This is a genomic window from Streptomyces scabichelini, assembly GCF_011045015.1.
In the GTDB taxonomy this organism is placed as follows: domain Bacteria; phylum Actinomycetota; class Actinomycetes; order Streptomycetales; family Streptomycetaceae; genus Streptomyces; species Streptomyces scabichelini.
Genome location: NZ_JAAKZY010000052.1, coordinates 40319 through 53897 on the forward strand (window position 1 = coordinate 40319; position 13579 = coordinate 53897).

At 69.5% G+C, this 13579-nt stretch carries 12 protein-coding genes, 1 tRNA gene, 1 other RNA gene and 1 pseudogene; 9 read left to right on the forward strand and 6 right to left on the reverse strand.

Annotation, left to right across the window (positions count from 1 at the left end):
• Positions 1 to 47: 47 nt before the first annotated feature.
• Positions 48 to 306 (reverse strand): annotated as a pseudogene (locus G5C60_RS54445) (DUF1152 domain-containing protein); the annotation flags it as partial.
• 3 nt (positions 307 to 309) lie between these two features.
• Here G5C60_RS54445 and G5C60_RS54180 point away from each other — a divergent pair.
• Together G5C60_RS54180 and G5C60_RS18440 are read left to right on the forward strand one after the other, a co-directional pair.
• The gene (locus G5C60_RS54180; RefSeq protein ID WP_420907383.1) at positions 310 to 609 is read left to right on the forward strand and encodes a type II toxin-antitoxin system RelE/ParE family toxin; all 300 of its coding nucleotides are present in this window, start codon (positions 310 to 312) and stop codon (positions 607 to 609) included.
• Positions 539 to 889 (forward strand): helix-turn-helix domain-containing protein, encoded by a 351-nt coding sequence (locus G5C60_RS18440; RefSeq protein ID WP_206439686.1) that lies wholly within the window; start codon positions 539 to 541, stop codon positions 887 to 889. Before G5C60_RS54180 ends, G5C60_RS18440 begins: the two co-directional genes overlap by 71 nt.
• On the opposite strand, the gene G5C60_RS18445 is transcribed toward G5C60_RS18440, so the two are convergent.
• Entirely contained in the window at positions 890 to 1360 is a 471-nt protein-coding gene (locus G5C60_RS18445; RefSeq protein WP_165260596.1) for an NUDIX domain-containing protein, read from the reverse strand. It lies immediately after the preceding gene.
• A 295-nt stretch (positions 1361 to 1655) separates the two neighbouring features.
• On the opposite strand from G5C60_RS18445, the gene G5C60_RS18450 reads away from it, so the two are divergent.
• Positions 1656 to 2612 (forward strand): helix-turn-helix domain-containing protein, encoded by a 957-nt coding sequence (locus G5C60_RS18450; protein WP_165260572.1) that lies wholly within the window; start codon positions 1656 to 1658, stop codon positions 2610 to 2612.
• Positions 2613 to 2734: 122 nt separating this feature from the next.
• Positions 2735 to 3733: a type I glyceraldehyde-3-phosphate dehydrogenase gene (gap, locus tag G5C60_RS18455; RefSeq protein WP_165260574.1), complete on the forward strand. Its 999-nt coding sequence runs from the start codon at positions 2735 to 2737 to the stop codon at positions 3731 to 3733.
• Between the two features lie 344 nt (positions 3734 to 4077).
• Here gap and G5C60_RS18460 read toward each other — a convergent pair whose 3' ends face one another.
• Positions 4078 to 4494: a nuclear transport factor 2 family protein gene (locus G5C60_RS18460; RefSeq protein ID WP_241266899.1), complete on the reverse strand. Its 417-nt coding sequence runs from the start codon at positions 4492 to 4494 to the stop codon at positions 4078 to 4080.
• Between the two features lie 78 nt (positions 4495 to 4572).
• Here G5C60_RS18460 and G5C60_RS18465 point away from each other — a divergent pair, with 78 nt between their 5' ends.
• Positions 4573 to 4941 carry a winged helix-turn-helix transcriptional regulator gene (locus G5C60_RS18465; RefSeq protein ID WP_165260576.1) on the forward strand — a complete coding sequence of 123 codons (369 nt, stop codon included), beginning with the start codon at positions 4573 to 4575 and terminating at the stop codon, positions 4939 to 4941.
• A 78-nt stretch (positions 4942 to 5019) separates the two neighbouring features.
• Here the strand turns inward: G5C60_RS18465 and G5C60_RS18470 are convergent, their stop codons facing one another.
• Together G5C60_RS18470 and G5C60_RS18475 are read right to left on the reverse strand one after the other, a co-directional pair.
• Positions 5020 to 5232, reverse strand: a complete 213-nt coding sequence (locus G5C60_RS18470; RefSeq protein WP_165260578.1) for a DUF4287 domain-containing protein — start codon at positions 5230 to 5232, stop codon at positions 5020 to 5022.
• A 96-nt stretch (positions 5233 to 5328) separates the two neighbouring features.
• Positions 5329 to 6336: a sigma-70 family RNA polymerase sigma factor gene (locus G5C60_RS18475; protein ID WP_165260580.1), complete on the reverse strand. Its 1008-nt coding sequence runs from the start codon at positions 6334 to 6336 to the stop codon at positions 5329 to 5331.
• A gap of 496 nt (positions 6337 to 6832) precedes the next feature.
• Here G5C60_RS18475 and G5C60_RS18480 point away from each other — a divergent pair, with 496 nt between their 5' ends.
• Positions 6833 to 9316 (forward strand): SpoIIE family protein phosphatase, encoded by a 2484-nt coding sequence (locus tag G5C60_RS18480; RefSeq protein ID WP_165260582.1) that lies wholly within the window; start codon positions 6833 to 6835, stop codon positions 9314 to 9316.
• A 6-nt stretch (positions 9317 to 9322) separates the two neighbouring features.
• On the forward strand, positions 9323 to 10102 hold the full coding sequence (locus tag G5C60_RS18485) for an Fpg/Nei family DNA glycosylase (protein WP_165260584.1): 780 nt from the start codon (positions 9323 to 9325) through the stop codon (positions 10100 to 10102).
• 996 nt (positions 10103 to 11098) lie between these two features.
• On the opposite strand, the gene G5C60_RS18490 is transcribed toward G5C60_RS18485, so the two are convergent.
• Positions 11099 to 11186, reverse strand: a tRNA-Ser gene (locus tag G5C60_RS18490).
• Positions 11187 to 11257: 71 nt separating this feature from the next.
• Between G5C60_RS18490 and ffs the strand changes: the two genes are divergently transcribed.
• Together ffs and G5C60_RS18500 are read left to right on the forward strand one after the other, a co-directional pair.
• Positions 11258 to 11356: signal recognition particle sRNA small type (gene ffs, locus G5C60_RS18495), an RNA gene on the forward strand.
• A gap of 164 nt (positions 11357 to 11520) precedes the next feature.
• Positions 11521 to 13579, forward strand: a 2059-nt coding sequence (locus G5C60_RS18500; RefSeq protein WP_165260586.1) for a DNA polymerase III subunit gamma and tau, incomplete at its 3' end; no start/stop codon positions are given.

A 13579-nucleotide genomic window follows, 5' to 3' on the forward strand; every position in this document is an offset into this window, starting at 1 on the left:
TCCTCCGTGATCATTCCCGGCCGATTGCGAGAACGACGGAGCCCTGGCGCTTCTACCTCGTCCAGTGTGGTAGTTGCCATGATGGCGCGGGACAGCTGGTTGCGGCGTGAGGGGAACGGGGAGTCCGGCGTCTCGCATCTCGCAGATGCCGCGTACGCATCGGGCTGTTGCTGCGAGCATCCCGGTGGCCTCGGAGGGGTGCCACTCCAGGACCGAGCTGATTGGTTCCACGTCTTTCGCCGTAGAGGTGTGGGAGCCGAGGGTGCCGAGTAGGTCATCGAGCGAGAGTTCGCCGTCCAGGCCGGGCTGGTGGAGCCTGCTGGGGCGATACTGCATCACCTCAAGGAGCTGAGGCCGGGATCGGGCGGTCGATCCGAGATCCGGATCATCTTCGCCTTCGACCCGACGCGTTCGGCTCTCTTGCCCCTCGGGGGCGACAAAGCTGGAAACTGGGAGCGCTGGTACCGCGACAACAGTCCTCTGGCTGAACAGCTCTACCGCGACTACACCGGCGACACGGAGCCTGTACTCGGCCGGCGTGGATCCTGTCGAGGTGGAAGCCGGATCGCGCCGCCTTCTGGCGGAAGCCCGTGGACATCAACTGGCTGAGGCACGCAAGCAGTACGGGCTGGCCCAGAAGGACGTGGCGGCTCGCATGGGGGTGAGTATTGCCCGCGTGTCCCAGATTGAGCACGGCAAGGTTGCCACTCTCGATGTCGTCGCGCGCTATGTGGAGGCACTCGGCGGCAGGCTGGACTTGGTTGCCGATTTCGGTGACCACACGGGTACGTACGCCGGCGAGTGGAGACCAGGGCAGCGCGGCTGCGTAGCTGGCCCCAAAGGCTTGGGGTGGCACTGCGCGGCGAACCGTCGAAAGCGCCTTGGCTAATTAGCCAAGGTGCGGCTGTTCTCGGTGTTCCAGGAAGTGGCGGAGCCTGAGCCGCTGCGTGTGGTGCATCGGCAGTTCGGCCAGTTCAGCCGGCTGTACGAAGCGCAGTTCCGTGGACTCGTCGGAGATCGCGAGTTGGCCACCGACGACGCGAGCGGTGAAGCAGACGTTGAACTGACGGCGGACCTCGCCATCCGCGTACGCGATGATGTGCTTGGGATCGGTGTATGTGCCGACGAGGCCGGTGATCTGCACATCCAGGCCGGTCTCTTCCTTGACTTCGCGAACTGCCGTACCCGGCAAGGAGTCCGTCAGTTCCATGCCGCCTCCGGGCAATGCCCACAAGTCGTTGTCCCGCCGGCGCTGGAGCAGGATGCGCCCCTGCTCGTCGGTGACGACCGCTGAGGCCGCTACGACCATGCTGTTCGGCTTGGGCGCGTTCGGATCGTCGTAGTACTCGGTCCGTGTCACGGTCACCTTTCCTGCTGTACTGGCGTAGCTGCCGCCCACACCGCGTTGAAGGTCTCGGTGCAGGTCGCCGCAACGCGTCCCGGGTGGTACGCCGCGAAACGGCTGCGCATTTCGACCGCTGATGCCCGCTCCAGGGCCTCCGTCGCCGTGTGGCACGCGTGGTCCAACTTCCCTTGCTGGAGCTGGACTCGGGCAAGCCAGAAGGCGTGCAAGGCGCGCCTCCGCTGGTTGGTGCTCGCCACGGCCAGTCGCCGTCCCGCAGGGACGAAGTCACGCCCCACGTAACCTCTTCCCCGTGCCAGCCTCCCGCCTGCATCGCGTCGCCGTCCTCGTGCTCGAGGGAGCGAAGCCGCTCGATGTCGGCATTCCCGCGCAGGTTTTCACGACCCGCGCGAGCATGCCGTACGAGGTGCGGGTGTGTGGGGCGGCACCCGGTCTCGTGACCGGCGGCGACGGTCTGTCGTACTACGTCGCCCACGGCCTCGACGCGCTTGCGTGGGCCGACATCGTCTTCGTCCCCGGCTACCGGTTCCCGGATCGCGACGACCCGCCGCAGGCCGTCGTCGAGGCACTGATCGCCGCCCACGATCGGGGCGCGCGGCTCGCCGCCATCTCGACGGGCGCCTTCGCGCTCGCCGCCACGGGGCTGCTCGACGGCAGGCGCGCCACGACGCACTGGCACTACACGCGGGCACTCGCGGCCAGGCATCCGCTCGTCCAGGTCGACGAGAACGTGCTGTTCGTCGACGAGGGCAGCGTGCTCACCTCGGCCGGCGCCGCCTCCGGCATCGACCTGTGCCTGCACATCCTGCGCGGCGACCTCGGGGTGGCCGCGTCGAACCACGCGGCCCGGCGTCTGGTCGCGGCCCCCTACCGCAGCGGCGGCCAGGCCCAGTACGTGCCGCGCAGCGTCCCCGAGCCGCTCGGCGAGCGCTTCGGCGCCACCCGCGAGTGGGCGCTGCACCGGCTCGGCGAGCCCCTCAGCCTCGACATACTGGCGCGGCAGGCCGGGGTCTCGCCGCGCACGTTCTCGCGGCGCTTCGTCGAGGAGACCGGCTACACGCCGATGCAGTGGGTGATGCGCGCCCGCATCGACCTGGCCCGCGAACTGCTCGAGCGGTCGCAGCGCAGCGTTGAACAGATCGCCGCCGATGTGGGACTGGGTACCGGCGCGAATCTGCGCCTGCACTTCCAGCGCATCCTCGGCACCACACCGGGCGAGTACCGGCGCACCTTCACCCGGGGTGAGTAACCCGCCCGGCACCGCGTGGCCGCATGGCCGCATGGCGGGATCCTTTTGAACCGTGGCGATCCCGCCACTGTCAGCGGCGCGAGCCGCGGGCGAGCCTGGTGGCGAGGGAAGGGACATCACTCATGACTCGCATCGCCATCAATGGATTCGGCCGCATCGGACGCAATGTGCTGCGCGCACTGCTCGAACGCGACAGTGCTCTCGAGGTCGTCGCCGTCAACGACCTGACGGAGCCCGCCACTCTCGCCCGGCTGCTCGCCTACGACAGCACGGCCGGCCGGCTCGGGCGTCCGGTGACCGCCGACGGGGACGCCCTCGTCGTCGACGGCCGCCGGATCACGGTGCTGGCCGAGCGTGAACCGGCGCAGCTGCCGTGGGCCGAACTCGGGATCGACATCGTCCTCGAAGCCACCGGCCGCTTCACGTCGGCCAAGGCCGCTCGCGCCCACCTCGACGCGGGGGCGAAGAAGGTTCTCGTCAGCGCGCCGTCGGACGGCGCCGACGTCACGCTCGCGTTCGGGGTCAACACCGACGCGTACGACCCGGACCTGCACACGATCGTCTCGAACGCCTCCTGCACCACCAACGCGCTGGCGCCGCTCGCCTCGGTCCTCGACGAACTCGCCGGTATCGAACACGGGTTCATGACGACGGTGCACGCCTACACGCAGGAGCAGAACCTTCAGGACGGTCCGCACCGCGACGCCCGTCGCGCCCGGGCCGCCGGCGTCAACATCGTGCCGACCACGACCGGCGCCGCCAAGGCGATCGGCGTGGTGCTGCCGAACCTCGACGGCAAGCTGTCGGGTGACTCGATCCGCGTACCGGTGCCGGTGGGTTCGATCGTCGAACTCAACACGACCGTCTCCGGCGACGTGACGCGCGACGACGTGCTGGCGGCGTACCGCGCAGCGGCGGAGGGGCCGCTCGCCGGCATCCTCGAGTACTCGGACGACCCGCTCGTGTCGTCCGACATCACGGGCAATCCCGCCTCGGCGATCTTCGACTCGGCCCTCACCCGCGTCGACGGCCGCCACGTCAAGGTGGTCGCGTGGTACGACAACGAGTGGGGCTTCTCGAACCGCGTGATCGACACGCTCGAACTCCTCGCCACCCGCTGACCGGACGCCGGGGCAGTCCCCCGCCTCCGGTCCCGGCGCCCGTACCAGTTACCGGCGACGTGACTCGGGAGCCGCCGAAGACCGACTCGGACGGAAGCCGACTGAGACGGAAGCCGACCGAGGCGGACAACGTCGAAGGGCCCCACCGCGAACGGTGGGGCCCTTCGACATCGTGCCCGGTGAGGCACTGGCGGAGTATACGAGATTCGAACTCGTGAAGGGATTGCCCCCACCACGCTTTCCAACTGTGTTGGTGGGTTGTTGGGGTGGGCCGATCACGGAGGGGCCGAACTGGCCTTGCCCGCCGACTTCGGGCGACTTCCGGGTTCGGGGCAGTCGAGTGTTCAGCCGGCGCCCCAGAAGGCGTCCTCGGCCTGCTGGTCGGCGGAGAAGAGCCACACCTCCGCGATCTTGTCGCCCTCGACCCTCAGCACGTCAACCCCCTCCATCGACATCTCATTGCCGGCGCGCTTGGCCGAGAAGTGGATGGGGATCGCGACCAGCGCGCCGTTGACCATGGGGTCGCCGGTCAGCTGGAGTTCGAAGGTTCCCTCGGTGGCGGCCATCTGGGCGGCGAACATCTCGCCCACCGCAGCGCCGCCGCTGTGGGTGCCGGAGACCGCGTTGTCGCCGGGCTGATGCCACACGATGTCGTCCGCGAACAACCCCGCGACAGCGGCGAAGTCCTTGGCGGACACCGCGTCGACGTAGCGGCGGGCGACGGCGAGCGTGTTGGACTCCATGGTGATGCCCTCTTTCATCGGATACTTGCTGCTGGAGCCCTATACTCACCATCGGTAACCAGTCACCTCAACGTAACCAATGGGCCGGTGTGACGCATGCCACAGCATCCGGATTTCAATGTGATGACCGCGACCTGCCCCTCCCGCACGTCGCTGGCCCGCATCGCCAACAAGTGGACCGCCATGGTCGTCATCGCCCTCAGCAGCGGCAGGATGCGCTTCCGCGACCTGCGCACCACCGTCGACGGCATCAGCGCCAAGGTCCTCACCGACACCCTGCGGGACCTCGAACGCGACGGCCTCGTCACCCGCCACGTCTACGCCGAGGTGCCGCCCCGGGTCGAGTACGAGCTGACCCTGCTGGGACGCACGCTGCACATGCCCCTGGAGGCACTGGGCCGCTGGGCCGAGGAACACATCGAAGAGGTGCTCGCGGCGCGCGAGGACTACGACGCCCGTCGCTGATCTCTCAAGGAACAGCACCCCGTCGTTGACGAGGTGCGCTCGGACCACCTCATGCGATGTGTTCCCCTGCGTGGCAGCTCAGTTGCCGGATCGCTCGGCGAGGGTGTGCGCGACGAGGGCGTTGGCGTGACCGTGGCCCAGCCCGTGCTCGGCCTTGAGCCAGTTCACGAGCTCCATGTGCTTGGTCAGAGGCGAGGAGCGGATCAGGTCCTTCCACTCCGCAATCGGGCGACCGTACTTCTTCTCGATGGAAGGGAAGTAGCTGGCAGGGCCCTTCACGGCGTCAGTCATGTCAGTCATCCTGTCTGTCCGTTGTGGCTTCGGTGCCGTCGCTGGTAGGACCAAGGGGGCACGAACGGAATCATCGGTCGATGAAGGTGAGCTGCATCACACCTCCTGCTCGCCGATGTGCGGGGGCAGGTCGAAAAGCGGGAACAGCCGCTCGGTGTCCCGGAAGACATGGATGTCGGTGATCCGGTCCCCGGAGATGTCGACGACCTGAAGGGCCCAGGGCTCGAATCCCGCTCCGGTGACGCTGGGCCGGTACTGGCCGAAGGCCGGCGAGCCGTTCGCCACGGTGGGGAGCAGCCGGGATCCCCGGCAGCCGACGGCGGGTCCGGTCAGCCATGCCTGGATGTCGGAGACGCCTCGCATCCACAGGGCGTATGGCGGCAGAGACATGGTGGCGTCCACATGCAGCAGCATGCTCAGCTCCTCCATGTCGAAGCTGGAGAAGGCCGCGGCATACCGCTTCGCCAGTGCCCGCTGAACGGCGTCGGGCGACCGCACCGCCGTGTCGCCGGTCGCTTCGCGGCGGGCGGCCAGTGTGGCGCGGGCGCGCTGGAGCGCGCTGTTGACCGAGGCGACGGTACAGCCGTGCAGGTCTGCGACTTCGCGTGCCGAGAAGTCCAGGACTTCCCGGAGGAGGAGGGTCGCGCGCTGCTTGGACGGCAGGTGCTGCAGTGCGGCGATGAAAGCCAGGCGTACGGATTCGCCCGCTTCGGCTGCCTCTGCCGGGTTGGCCGGCGTGTGGGCCAGAGCGGTCGGGCACGGTTCGATCCACAGGCTGACGTCCAGCGGAGAGCCTGGTGAGGTGGCGCCGCTGGTCGGGGCGGAGAAGTCCATCGGACGAGCCCGGCGCTTACCGGCGGCGAGAGTGTCGAGGCAGACGTTGGTGGCGATGCGGTAGATCCACGACCGTAGTGACGACCGTTCCTCGAACCGGTCGAGGCCGCGCCACGCCCGGACCATGGTCTCCTGCACGGCATCTTCCGCATCGAAGACCGAACCCAGCATTCGGTAGCAGTAGCCGATCAGCTCGGTCCGGTGCGCCTCCAGCCGGAGCGCCACCGATTCGTGACCGGGTCCGACAGCGCCGACTTCCAGACCACTCATCCCCGCCCCCTGGTGTCCACAGCATGCGCAGTATGCGTCCTGCGGCACAGGCACAGGCGCAGGCACCGGCCGTGACCGCGGAGCGGCGCATTCTGCCCGGGCAGGACAACTTCCGCCATAAAAGGTACGTGAGGCCCAGAGCGAAGGTGGAGTGCCAGTCATCGCCGGTGAAGGGGCCGTGGGAGGCGGGGGCGGGAGAGTGATCGGCGTTGGCCTGCAGCCCTGACCATCGAGGGCCCCGCTCTTCATGGCGGCCTCTTCGCGGCGACCCCCTGGACGATCTTCGCGGCGACCCTCTGGACGATGCCGCGGCCGCCGGGCACCGCTGACACGGCACGGCACGGCCAGGGCTCCGCCGACACGGCACCCCCCGTCCCACCCGGCGCCGAGCCGCACGATACGGCGATAATGGCTTACGTCCTGGGAGCGGCGGCCCGAGGTGAGCGGACCGCGGGCCGCAGACCGGTGGACCTCCGCGAGAGCGAGATGAGCGATCATGGACCAGCGCATCGCCGCCGGCCGGGCGACGCGGCCGCTCGGAGATGTGGTCGGCGAGGCGCTCACGGCGCGCGTCACCGTCGATGAAGGCGGCGCGGTGACCGGGTGGAACGCGGGGGCAGAGCAGTTGCTCGGGTACTCGGCGGCCCAGATCCTGGGGCGACCGGCGGCCGATCTGCTGGCCGAGGCGATCCCCGCGGAGGACCTGCCACCTTTTGCGGACCTGCCGAGATGGCACGGGAAGGTCTCCGTCCGGCACCGCGACGGCCGACGCCTCGAGATCAAGGTCATCGCGCACCACAGGACACCGGAGACCGGCACCCGCGAGTGGTTCCTGGTCTCCCCGCTGACCGGGCAGAAGCCCCTGCCGGATGACGAAGCCCTCGTGAGCTGGAGCTTCGCCCAGTCTCCTTGCTGCGCGCTGGCGCTCTACGACACCGGGCTCCGGCTGCGGCGGGCCAACGAGGAGATGGAACGGTCCGTGGCCCTCACCGAGGACGACATGCGCGGACTGCGCGTCAACGAGATCGTGGATAACCCGGCCGGTGAGCTGGCGGAACAGAGCATGACGCGCGTACTGGAGACCGGTGAGCCGCAGTACAACGAGAACTTTCTGCGCGCCCCCGGTGAGAAGCGCGAGCACGCCTGGTCTGTCTTTCTGTCGCCGCTGCGGGACCGGGCGGGCGAGCTGCACGGTGTCTGTCTCTCCGCCCACGACATGACGGAACAGCACTGGGCCCGCAAGCGGCTCCAGCTGATCGCCGAAGCGGGCCGGCGCATCGGCAGCACCCTCGATGTGATGCGTACGGCGCAGGAACTGACGGACGTGATGGTCCCGGAACTCGCCGACTTCGCCAGCGTCGACCTCCTGACCTCCCTCGACGATCTGGATGATCTGCACGATCTGCATGAGCCGCCCCCGGACGGCGTGACGACGGCCGGCCCTGTCCTGCTGCGGCGTGTCGCCCACCAGTCCCTGACTCCGGGCGTCCCGGAGACGGTCGTCGCCCTGGGCGACGTGGACGAGTACCCGGAGGGTTCCGCACCGGTCGAGACTCTCCGGTCGGGACGGGCCACGCTGCGCGAGATGAACGACGCCGAGATCGCCAAGGTGACCGCCCGCGATCCGGTCCGGTCCGCCCGGGTCCGCGAACTCGGGATCCACTCGGTGATGGCGGTGCCCCTGTCGGCACGCGGAACCACTCTGGGCGTCGCCGTCTTCGTGCGCTACCGGCATCCCGAGGTCTTCCAGCAGGACGACCTGGTACTGGCCGAGGAACTGGTGGCCCGTGCGGCCGTCTGCATCGACAACGCCCGCCGCTACACCCGCGAACGCGGTACGGCGGTGATGCTGCAGCGCAGCCTGCTGCCCCAGCGGCTGCCCGAACAGGCGGCGGTGCAGGTCGCCTCCCGCTACCTCCCGGCCGGCGCACACGCAGGCGTGGGCGGCGACTGGTTCGACGTGATCCCGCTGTCCGGGGCCCGGGTGGCACTGGTCGTAGGCGACATCGTCGGCCACGGCCTCCACGCCTCCGCGACCATGGGCCGCCTGCGTACGGCCGTACGCACCCTCGCCGACATCGACCTGCCCCCCGACGAACTGCTCACCCACCTCGACGACCTGGTCGCCCGCCTCTCCACCGAGTCGGGGAGCGACCAGCCGGCCGGCTGGTACCCGGAGACCGGCGGCGAGGTCGGCGCGACCTGCCTCTACGCCGTGTACGACCCGATCTCCCGCCGCTGCTCACTGGCCCGGGCGGGACACCCGGTACCGCTCGTGGTGAGCCCCGACGGCACCGCCGAACTCGTCGACCTCCCGGCGGGCCCTCCGCTGGGCCTGGGCGGCCTGCCCTTCGAGGCGGCCGAGATCGACTTGGCCGAGGGCAGCCTGCTAGCCCTCTACACCGACGGCCTGGTCGAATCCCGTGACCGCGACATCGACGACGGCGTCCACCGGCTCGGCCAACTGCTCACCCGGCAGGCGCCCTCCCTGGACGCCTTGTGCGACACGGTGCTCGCCGATCTCCTGCCCCAGCGCCCGGCCGACGACGTCGCACTTCTCCTCGCCCGCACCCGCGCACTCGACGCCTCCCAGGTCGCCACCTGGGACGTACCGGCCGATCCCTCCGCCGTCGCCCAGACCCGCAAGGACGCGGTGGCACAGATCGAGGCCTGGGGGCTGGACGACGCCGCCTTCGTCACCGAGCTGGTCGTCAGCGAACTCGTGACGAACGCCATCCGCCACGCCGAGCCCCCCATCCAACTCCGCCTGATCCACGAAAACACCCTCATCTGCGAGGTCTCCGACGGCGGCAGCACCGCTCCCCACCTGCGCCGCGCCCGCACGTACGACGAGGGCGGCCGCGGCCTCCTCCTCGTCGCCCAGCTGACCCAGCACTGGGGCACCCGCCAGACCACCAACGGCAAGACCATCTGGGCGGAACAGACCCTCGAGCCGCCCCCGCCCGGCCAATCCCCCTGACAGCTCATGCCCGAGCTGCCAGACGTCGAGGGATTCCGGAAGGTGCTCGAGTCATGCGCGACGGACAGGCTCATCCAACGCGTCGACGTGCGTGACGCAGGTGTGTTGCACGGAGTGAGCGCATGGCGGCTGCGCGACGCGCTGGAAGGCCGGCGCTTCACCAGGCCGGAGCGGCACGGGAAGTGGCTGCTCGCCCGCACCGGCGACGGCCCCACCCTCCTGCTGCACTTCGGCATGACCGGCCGGCTGGTCTGCGCCCCTCCCGACGAGGCGCCCGCTCCCCACGACCGCGTCCTGTTCACCGTCGGCGACGACCGCCAACTCCGCTACCGCGACCAGCGCAAGCTCCAGGGACTCTGGCTGGCCGACGACGACTCCGCCGTCGTACGGCTGCTGGACCGACAGGGCCCCGACGCGCTGTCCGTGGACCGCAAAGAGTTCGAGGCCGCGCTCGCCGTACGCCGCGGCCGCGTCAAGACCGTCCTCACCGACCAGTCCGTCCTCGCCGGACTCGGCAACCTGCTCGCCGACGAGATCCTGTGGCGGGCGAGGCTGAGCCCGGCCAGCCGCGCGAGCGACCTCACCGAGGCCGAACGCCGCCGCCTGTACGCCCACATGCGGCGCACCTTGCGTTCCGCGGTCGCCGCCGGCTGCGTACCACCCCACAACTCCTGGCTCACCGGCCACCGCGACGACCCGTCCCCGACCTGCCCACGCTGCGGCAGCCCCCTGCACCGGTCCCGCATGGCGGGCCGCAGCACGCTTTGGTGCCCACGGTGCCAGTGACTGGCCCTCACCCCCCACACGCACAGACAGCGTTCGAGGGCGGGTGCGGCGACCGTCAGCCTGCGCCCTCAGTCTCAGACCCCTCAGTTTCAGATCCCTGAGTCTCAGATCCCTGAGTCTCAGACCCCTCAGCCTCAGATCCTTCAGTCTCAGATCCCTCATCCTGAGATCCCTCGGTCTGGGAATCCTCACTTCGGGACCCCTCGCCCTCACTCTGGGATCCCTCTCTCGGAGAGCCCTCCATGTGGCCCTTCATGTGGCCCTTCATGTAGCCCTCCGTGTGAGAGCCGGGCTTGTGGGAGCCCTCACCCTGGGAATTGCAGTGGTCCTGCTCCTTGGTGGGCTTCACAGGCCCGAGCAGGACAGACCAAAGGATGCTGTCAAGGCCATGGTTCGTCTTGACGGACACTGCGCATCTGTCCCGGTCAGACGCTGCCGCGGCGTGCGCCGTGGCAGCTGAGGCGGAGGCCACGGCTGCTGTGAGGCCGATGACGGCTGCAGCAGCCGAGTGCGCGAGGGACCGGTGCAGAGAGTGCGATCGCGAAGTCTTCATGATCACACTGTGAGCGGAGTGAACTCCGGGAGGAAGGCTGACAGCCCCTTGCACAGGCAACTCGACCCGATCGTGTGACCCGTCGTCTGATCGTCGACAGGGCAGGGTGAGGAGAAAACAGCTGCTCAGGGCTGACGTCGCCCGATCAAGCGCTCGGCGCAACGAAACGCAACAGACGCAATAGAGGCAACAGCGGAATCGGGACACGCACTCATCCGGGTGATCAAGGAGTGCGGGGGATGACGGACGAGGTGGCGTCCGGCCCGACCGGCCGGCGGCGCTCCGTCTGCCGACCGTCTCTGCCGCCTGTGCGCCGGCCAGGGCCCGAGGGTGCAGGTTGGTCATACCCTCCTGGCGACGATGGTGTCCGCGAGGAGCTTCTCCAACGTCGAAGGGCCCCACCTCGCGGTGGGGCCCTTCGACGTATTGCCCGGTGAGAGCAATGGCGGAGGATACGAGATTCGAACTCGTGAGGGGTTGCCCCCAACACGCTTTCCAAGCGTGCGCCCTAGGCCTCTAGGCGAATCCTCCGCCGGAAACATTACAGGACGGTGGGGAGTGGTCGCGAACTCGTTCGTGCCGGTCAGATCCTGTACCCTGTGCGGAGCCCCTCACGCGGCGCTATCTGACTGAACTCCCCCAGGGCCGGAAGGCAGCAAGGGTAGGTCGGCTCTGGCGGGTGCGTGGGGGGCGCTTGCGTTCCCGGGGGCCCGGGGCGCCCCCCGGGTGGTCGTACGGGGCAGGCGTTCCCGGGGGGCTGGGGCCGCCCCCCGGTGGCCGTACGGGCAGGCGCTTCGGGGGAGCTTCCCAGGGTTTGTCCTGCGGGCGGTTCGGGTTGTCAGTGGGCGCCTATAACCTCGTATGCGTGTCGTCTCTCGCGCTGTACCGCCGTTATCGCCCGGAGTCGTTCGCCGAGGTCATCGGGCAGGAGCATGTCACCGACCCGCTGCAGCAGGCGCTACGGAACAACCGGGTCAATCACGCGTACCTGTTCAGCGGGCCGCGCGGGTGCGGAAAGACGACCAGTGCGCGGATCCTGGCGCGTTGTCTGAACTGCGAGCAGGGTCCGACGCCCACGCCGTGCGGGGAGTGCCAGTCCTGCCGGGACCTGGCGAGGAACGGGCCGGGGTCCATCGACGTCATCGAGATCGACGCCGCCTCGCACGGTGGTGTGGACGACGCGCGTGACCTGCGGGAGAAGGCCTTCTTCGGGCCGGCCAGCAGTCGGTACAAGATCTACATCATCGACGAGGCGCACATGGTCACCTCGGCGGGGTTCAACGCCCTGCTGAAGGTGGTCGAGGAGCCGCCGGAGCACCTCAAGTTCATCTTCGCCACGACCGAGCCCGAGAAAGTCATCGGGACCATCCGGTCGCGGACCCACCACTACCCGTTCCGGCTCGTGCCGCCGGGGACCTTGCGGGAGTACCTGGGCGAGGTCTGCGGGCGCGAGGGCATCCCCGTCGCGGACGGGGTGCTTCCGCTTGTTGTGCGGGCCGGAGCCGGGTCCGTACGTGACTCCATGTCCGTCATGGATCAGTTGCTGGCCGCGGTCGGTGCGGACGGTGTGACGTATGCCATGGCGACCTCGCTGCTCGGGTACACGGACGGGTCGCTGCTCGACGCCGTCGTGGAAGCCTTCGCGGCGGGGGACGGGGCCGCTGCCTTCGAGGTCGTGGACCAGGTCATCGAGGGGGGTAACGATCCGCGGCGGTTCGTCGCGGATCTGCTGGAGCGGCTCAGGGACCTGGTGATTCTGGCGGCGGTGCCCGACGCCGGTGAGAAGGGGCTCATCGACGCTCCCGCCGACGTCGTGGACCGGATGCGGACTCAGGCCGGTGTCTTCGGTGCGGCCGAGTTGAGCCGGGCCGCCGACATCGTCAATGACGGCCTTACGGAGATGAGGGGGGCCACCTCGCCCCGGCTTCAGCTCGAGTTGATCTGTGCGCGGGTGCTGTTGCCCGCGGCGTACGGCGATGAGCGGTCGGTCATGGCCCGGCTCGATCGCCTGGAGCGAGGGGTCAACTTCACGGGGGCCGGGGCCGGGCCTGCCATGGGCTACGTGCCTGGACCTGATGTTCATGGTGGTGCACAGGGGGCCTCCGCGGCGGCGCCTTCTGTTCCGCCTGTTCCGCCTGTTCCGCCGGGTGGCGGACCGGAGGCGGCTCGGGCGGCGGTGAGGGGGCCGGGACCTTCTGCTCCTGGTGCCGGCGGGTCACGGGAGGCAGGACCCGGACCGGGACCGGCTCCGGCCTCGACTCAGGCCGCGCCCGCCGCACCGCCCCCCGAGCAGCCGCCACCGGCATCTGCGCCCGCTCCTGCCAACGGGGGAACACCCGGCGCCTGGCCCACCACGACGACTGCGGGCAGCGGTCGCCGACCCGGTGGCTGGCCGACAGCGGCGCCCGCGGGCGGGGGCCAGACCCCGGCCGCGTCCGCATCCCCCACTGCTCCGGCCTCGACCGGCCCGACGCCTGCGGTTTCATCCGCTCCCGCGGTTCCACCGGCTCCTGCCGGCTCTGCTGCTCCTGCCAACCCTCCGGCTTCCGCGAGCGGTGGGCTCGATCCCCGCATGCTGTGGCCGAACATCCTTGAGGCGGTGAAGAACCGGCGCCGTTTCACCTGGATCCTGCTCAGTCAGAATGCGCACGTGGCGGGTTTCGACGGTACGACCCTCCAGATCGGCTTCGTGAACGCGGGGGCGCGGGACAACTTCGCGAGCAGCGGCAGTGAGGACGTACTGCGGCAGGCATTGATCGAGCAGTTCAACGCGCAGTGGAAGATCGAGGCGGTCGTCGACACGTCGGGGGGTTCGGCGCCGCCGCCCCCATCGACCGGGTCGACCGGGTCGACCGGGTCCGGATTCGGCGGTGGTTACGGCTCCGGGGGCACCGCCGCTCCGACCGCGCCCCGTCCTTCCGCGC

Excerpts from the sequence above, each read along its gene's own strand:
- G5C60_RS18475 (WP_165260580.1), bottom strand. The coding sequence starts at position 6,336 with ATGAGTGGTCTGGAAGTCGGCGCTGTCGGACCCGGTCACGAATCGGTG.
- G5C60_RS18470 (WP_165260578.1), bottom strand. The coding sequence starts at position 5,232 with ATGACTGACGCCGTGAAGGGCCCTGCCAGCTACTTCCCTTCCATCGAG.
- G5C60_RS18465 (WP_165260576.1), top strand. The coding sequence starts at position 4,573 with ATGCCACAGCATCCGGATTTCAATGTGATGACCGCGACCTGCCCCTCC.
- G5C60_RS18480 (WP_165260582.1), top strand. The coding sequence starts at position 6,833 with ATGGACCAGCGCATCGCCGCCGGCCGGGCGACGCGGCCGCTCGGAGAT.
- G5C60_RS18460 (WP_241266899.1), bottom strand. The coding sequence starts at position 4,494 with ATGAAAGAGGGCATCACCATGGAGTCCAACACGCTCGCCGTCGCCCGC.
- G5C60_RS18485 (WP_165260584.1), top strand. The coding sequence starts at position 9,323 with ATGCCCGAGCTGCCAGACGTCGAGGGATTCCGGAAGGTGCTCGAGTCA.
- gap (WP_165260574.1), top strand. The coding sequence starts at position 2,735 with ATGACTCGCATCGCCATCAATGGATTCGGCCGCATCGGACGCAATGTG.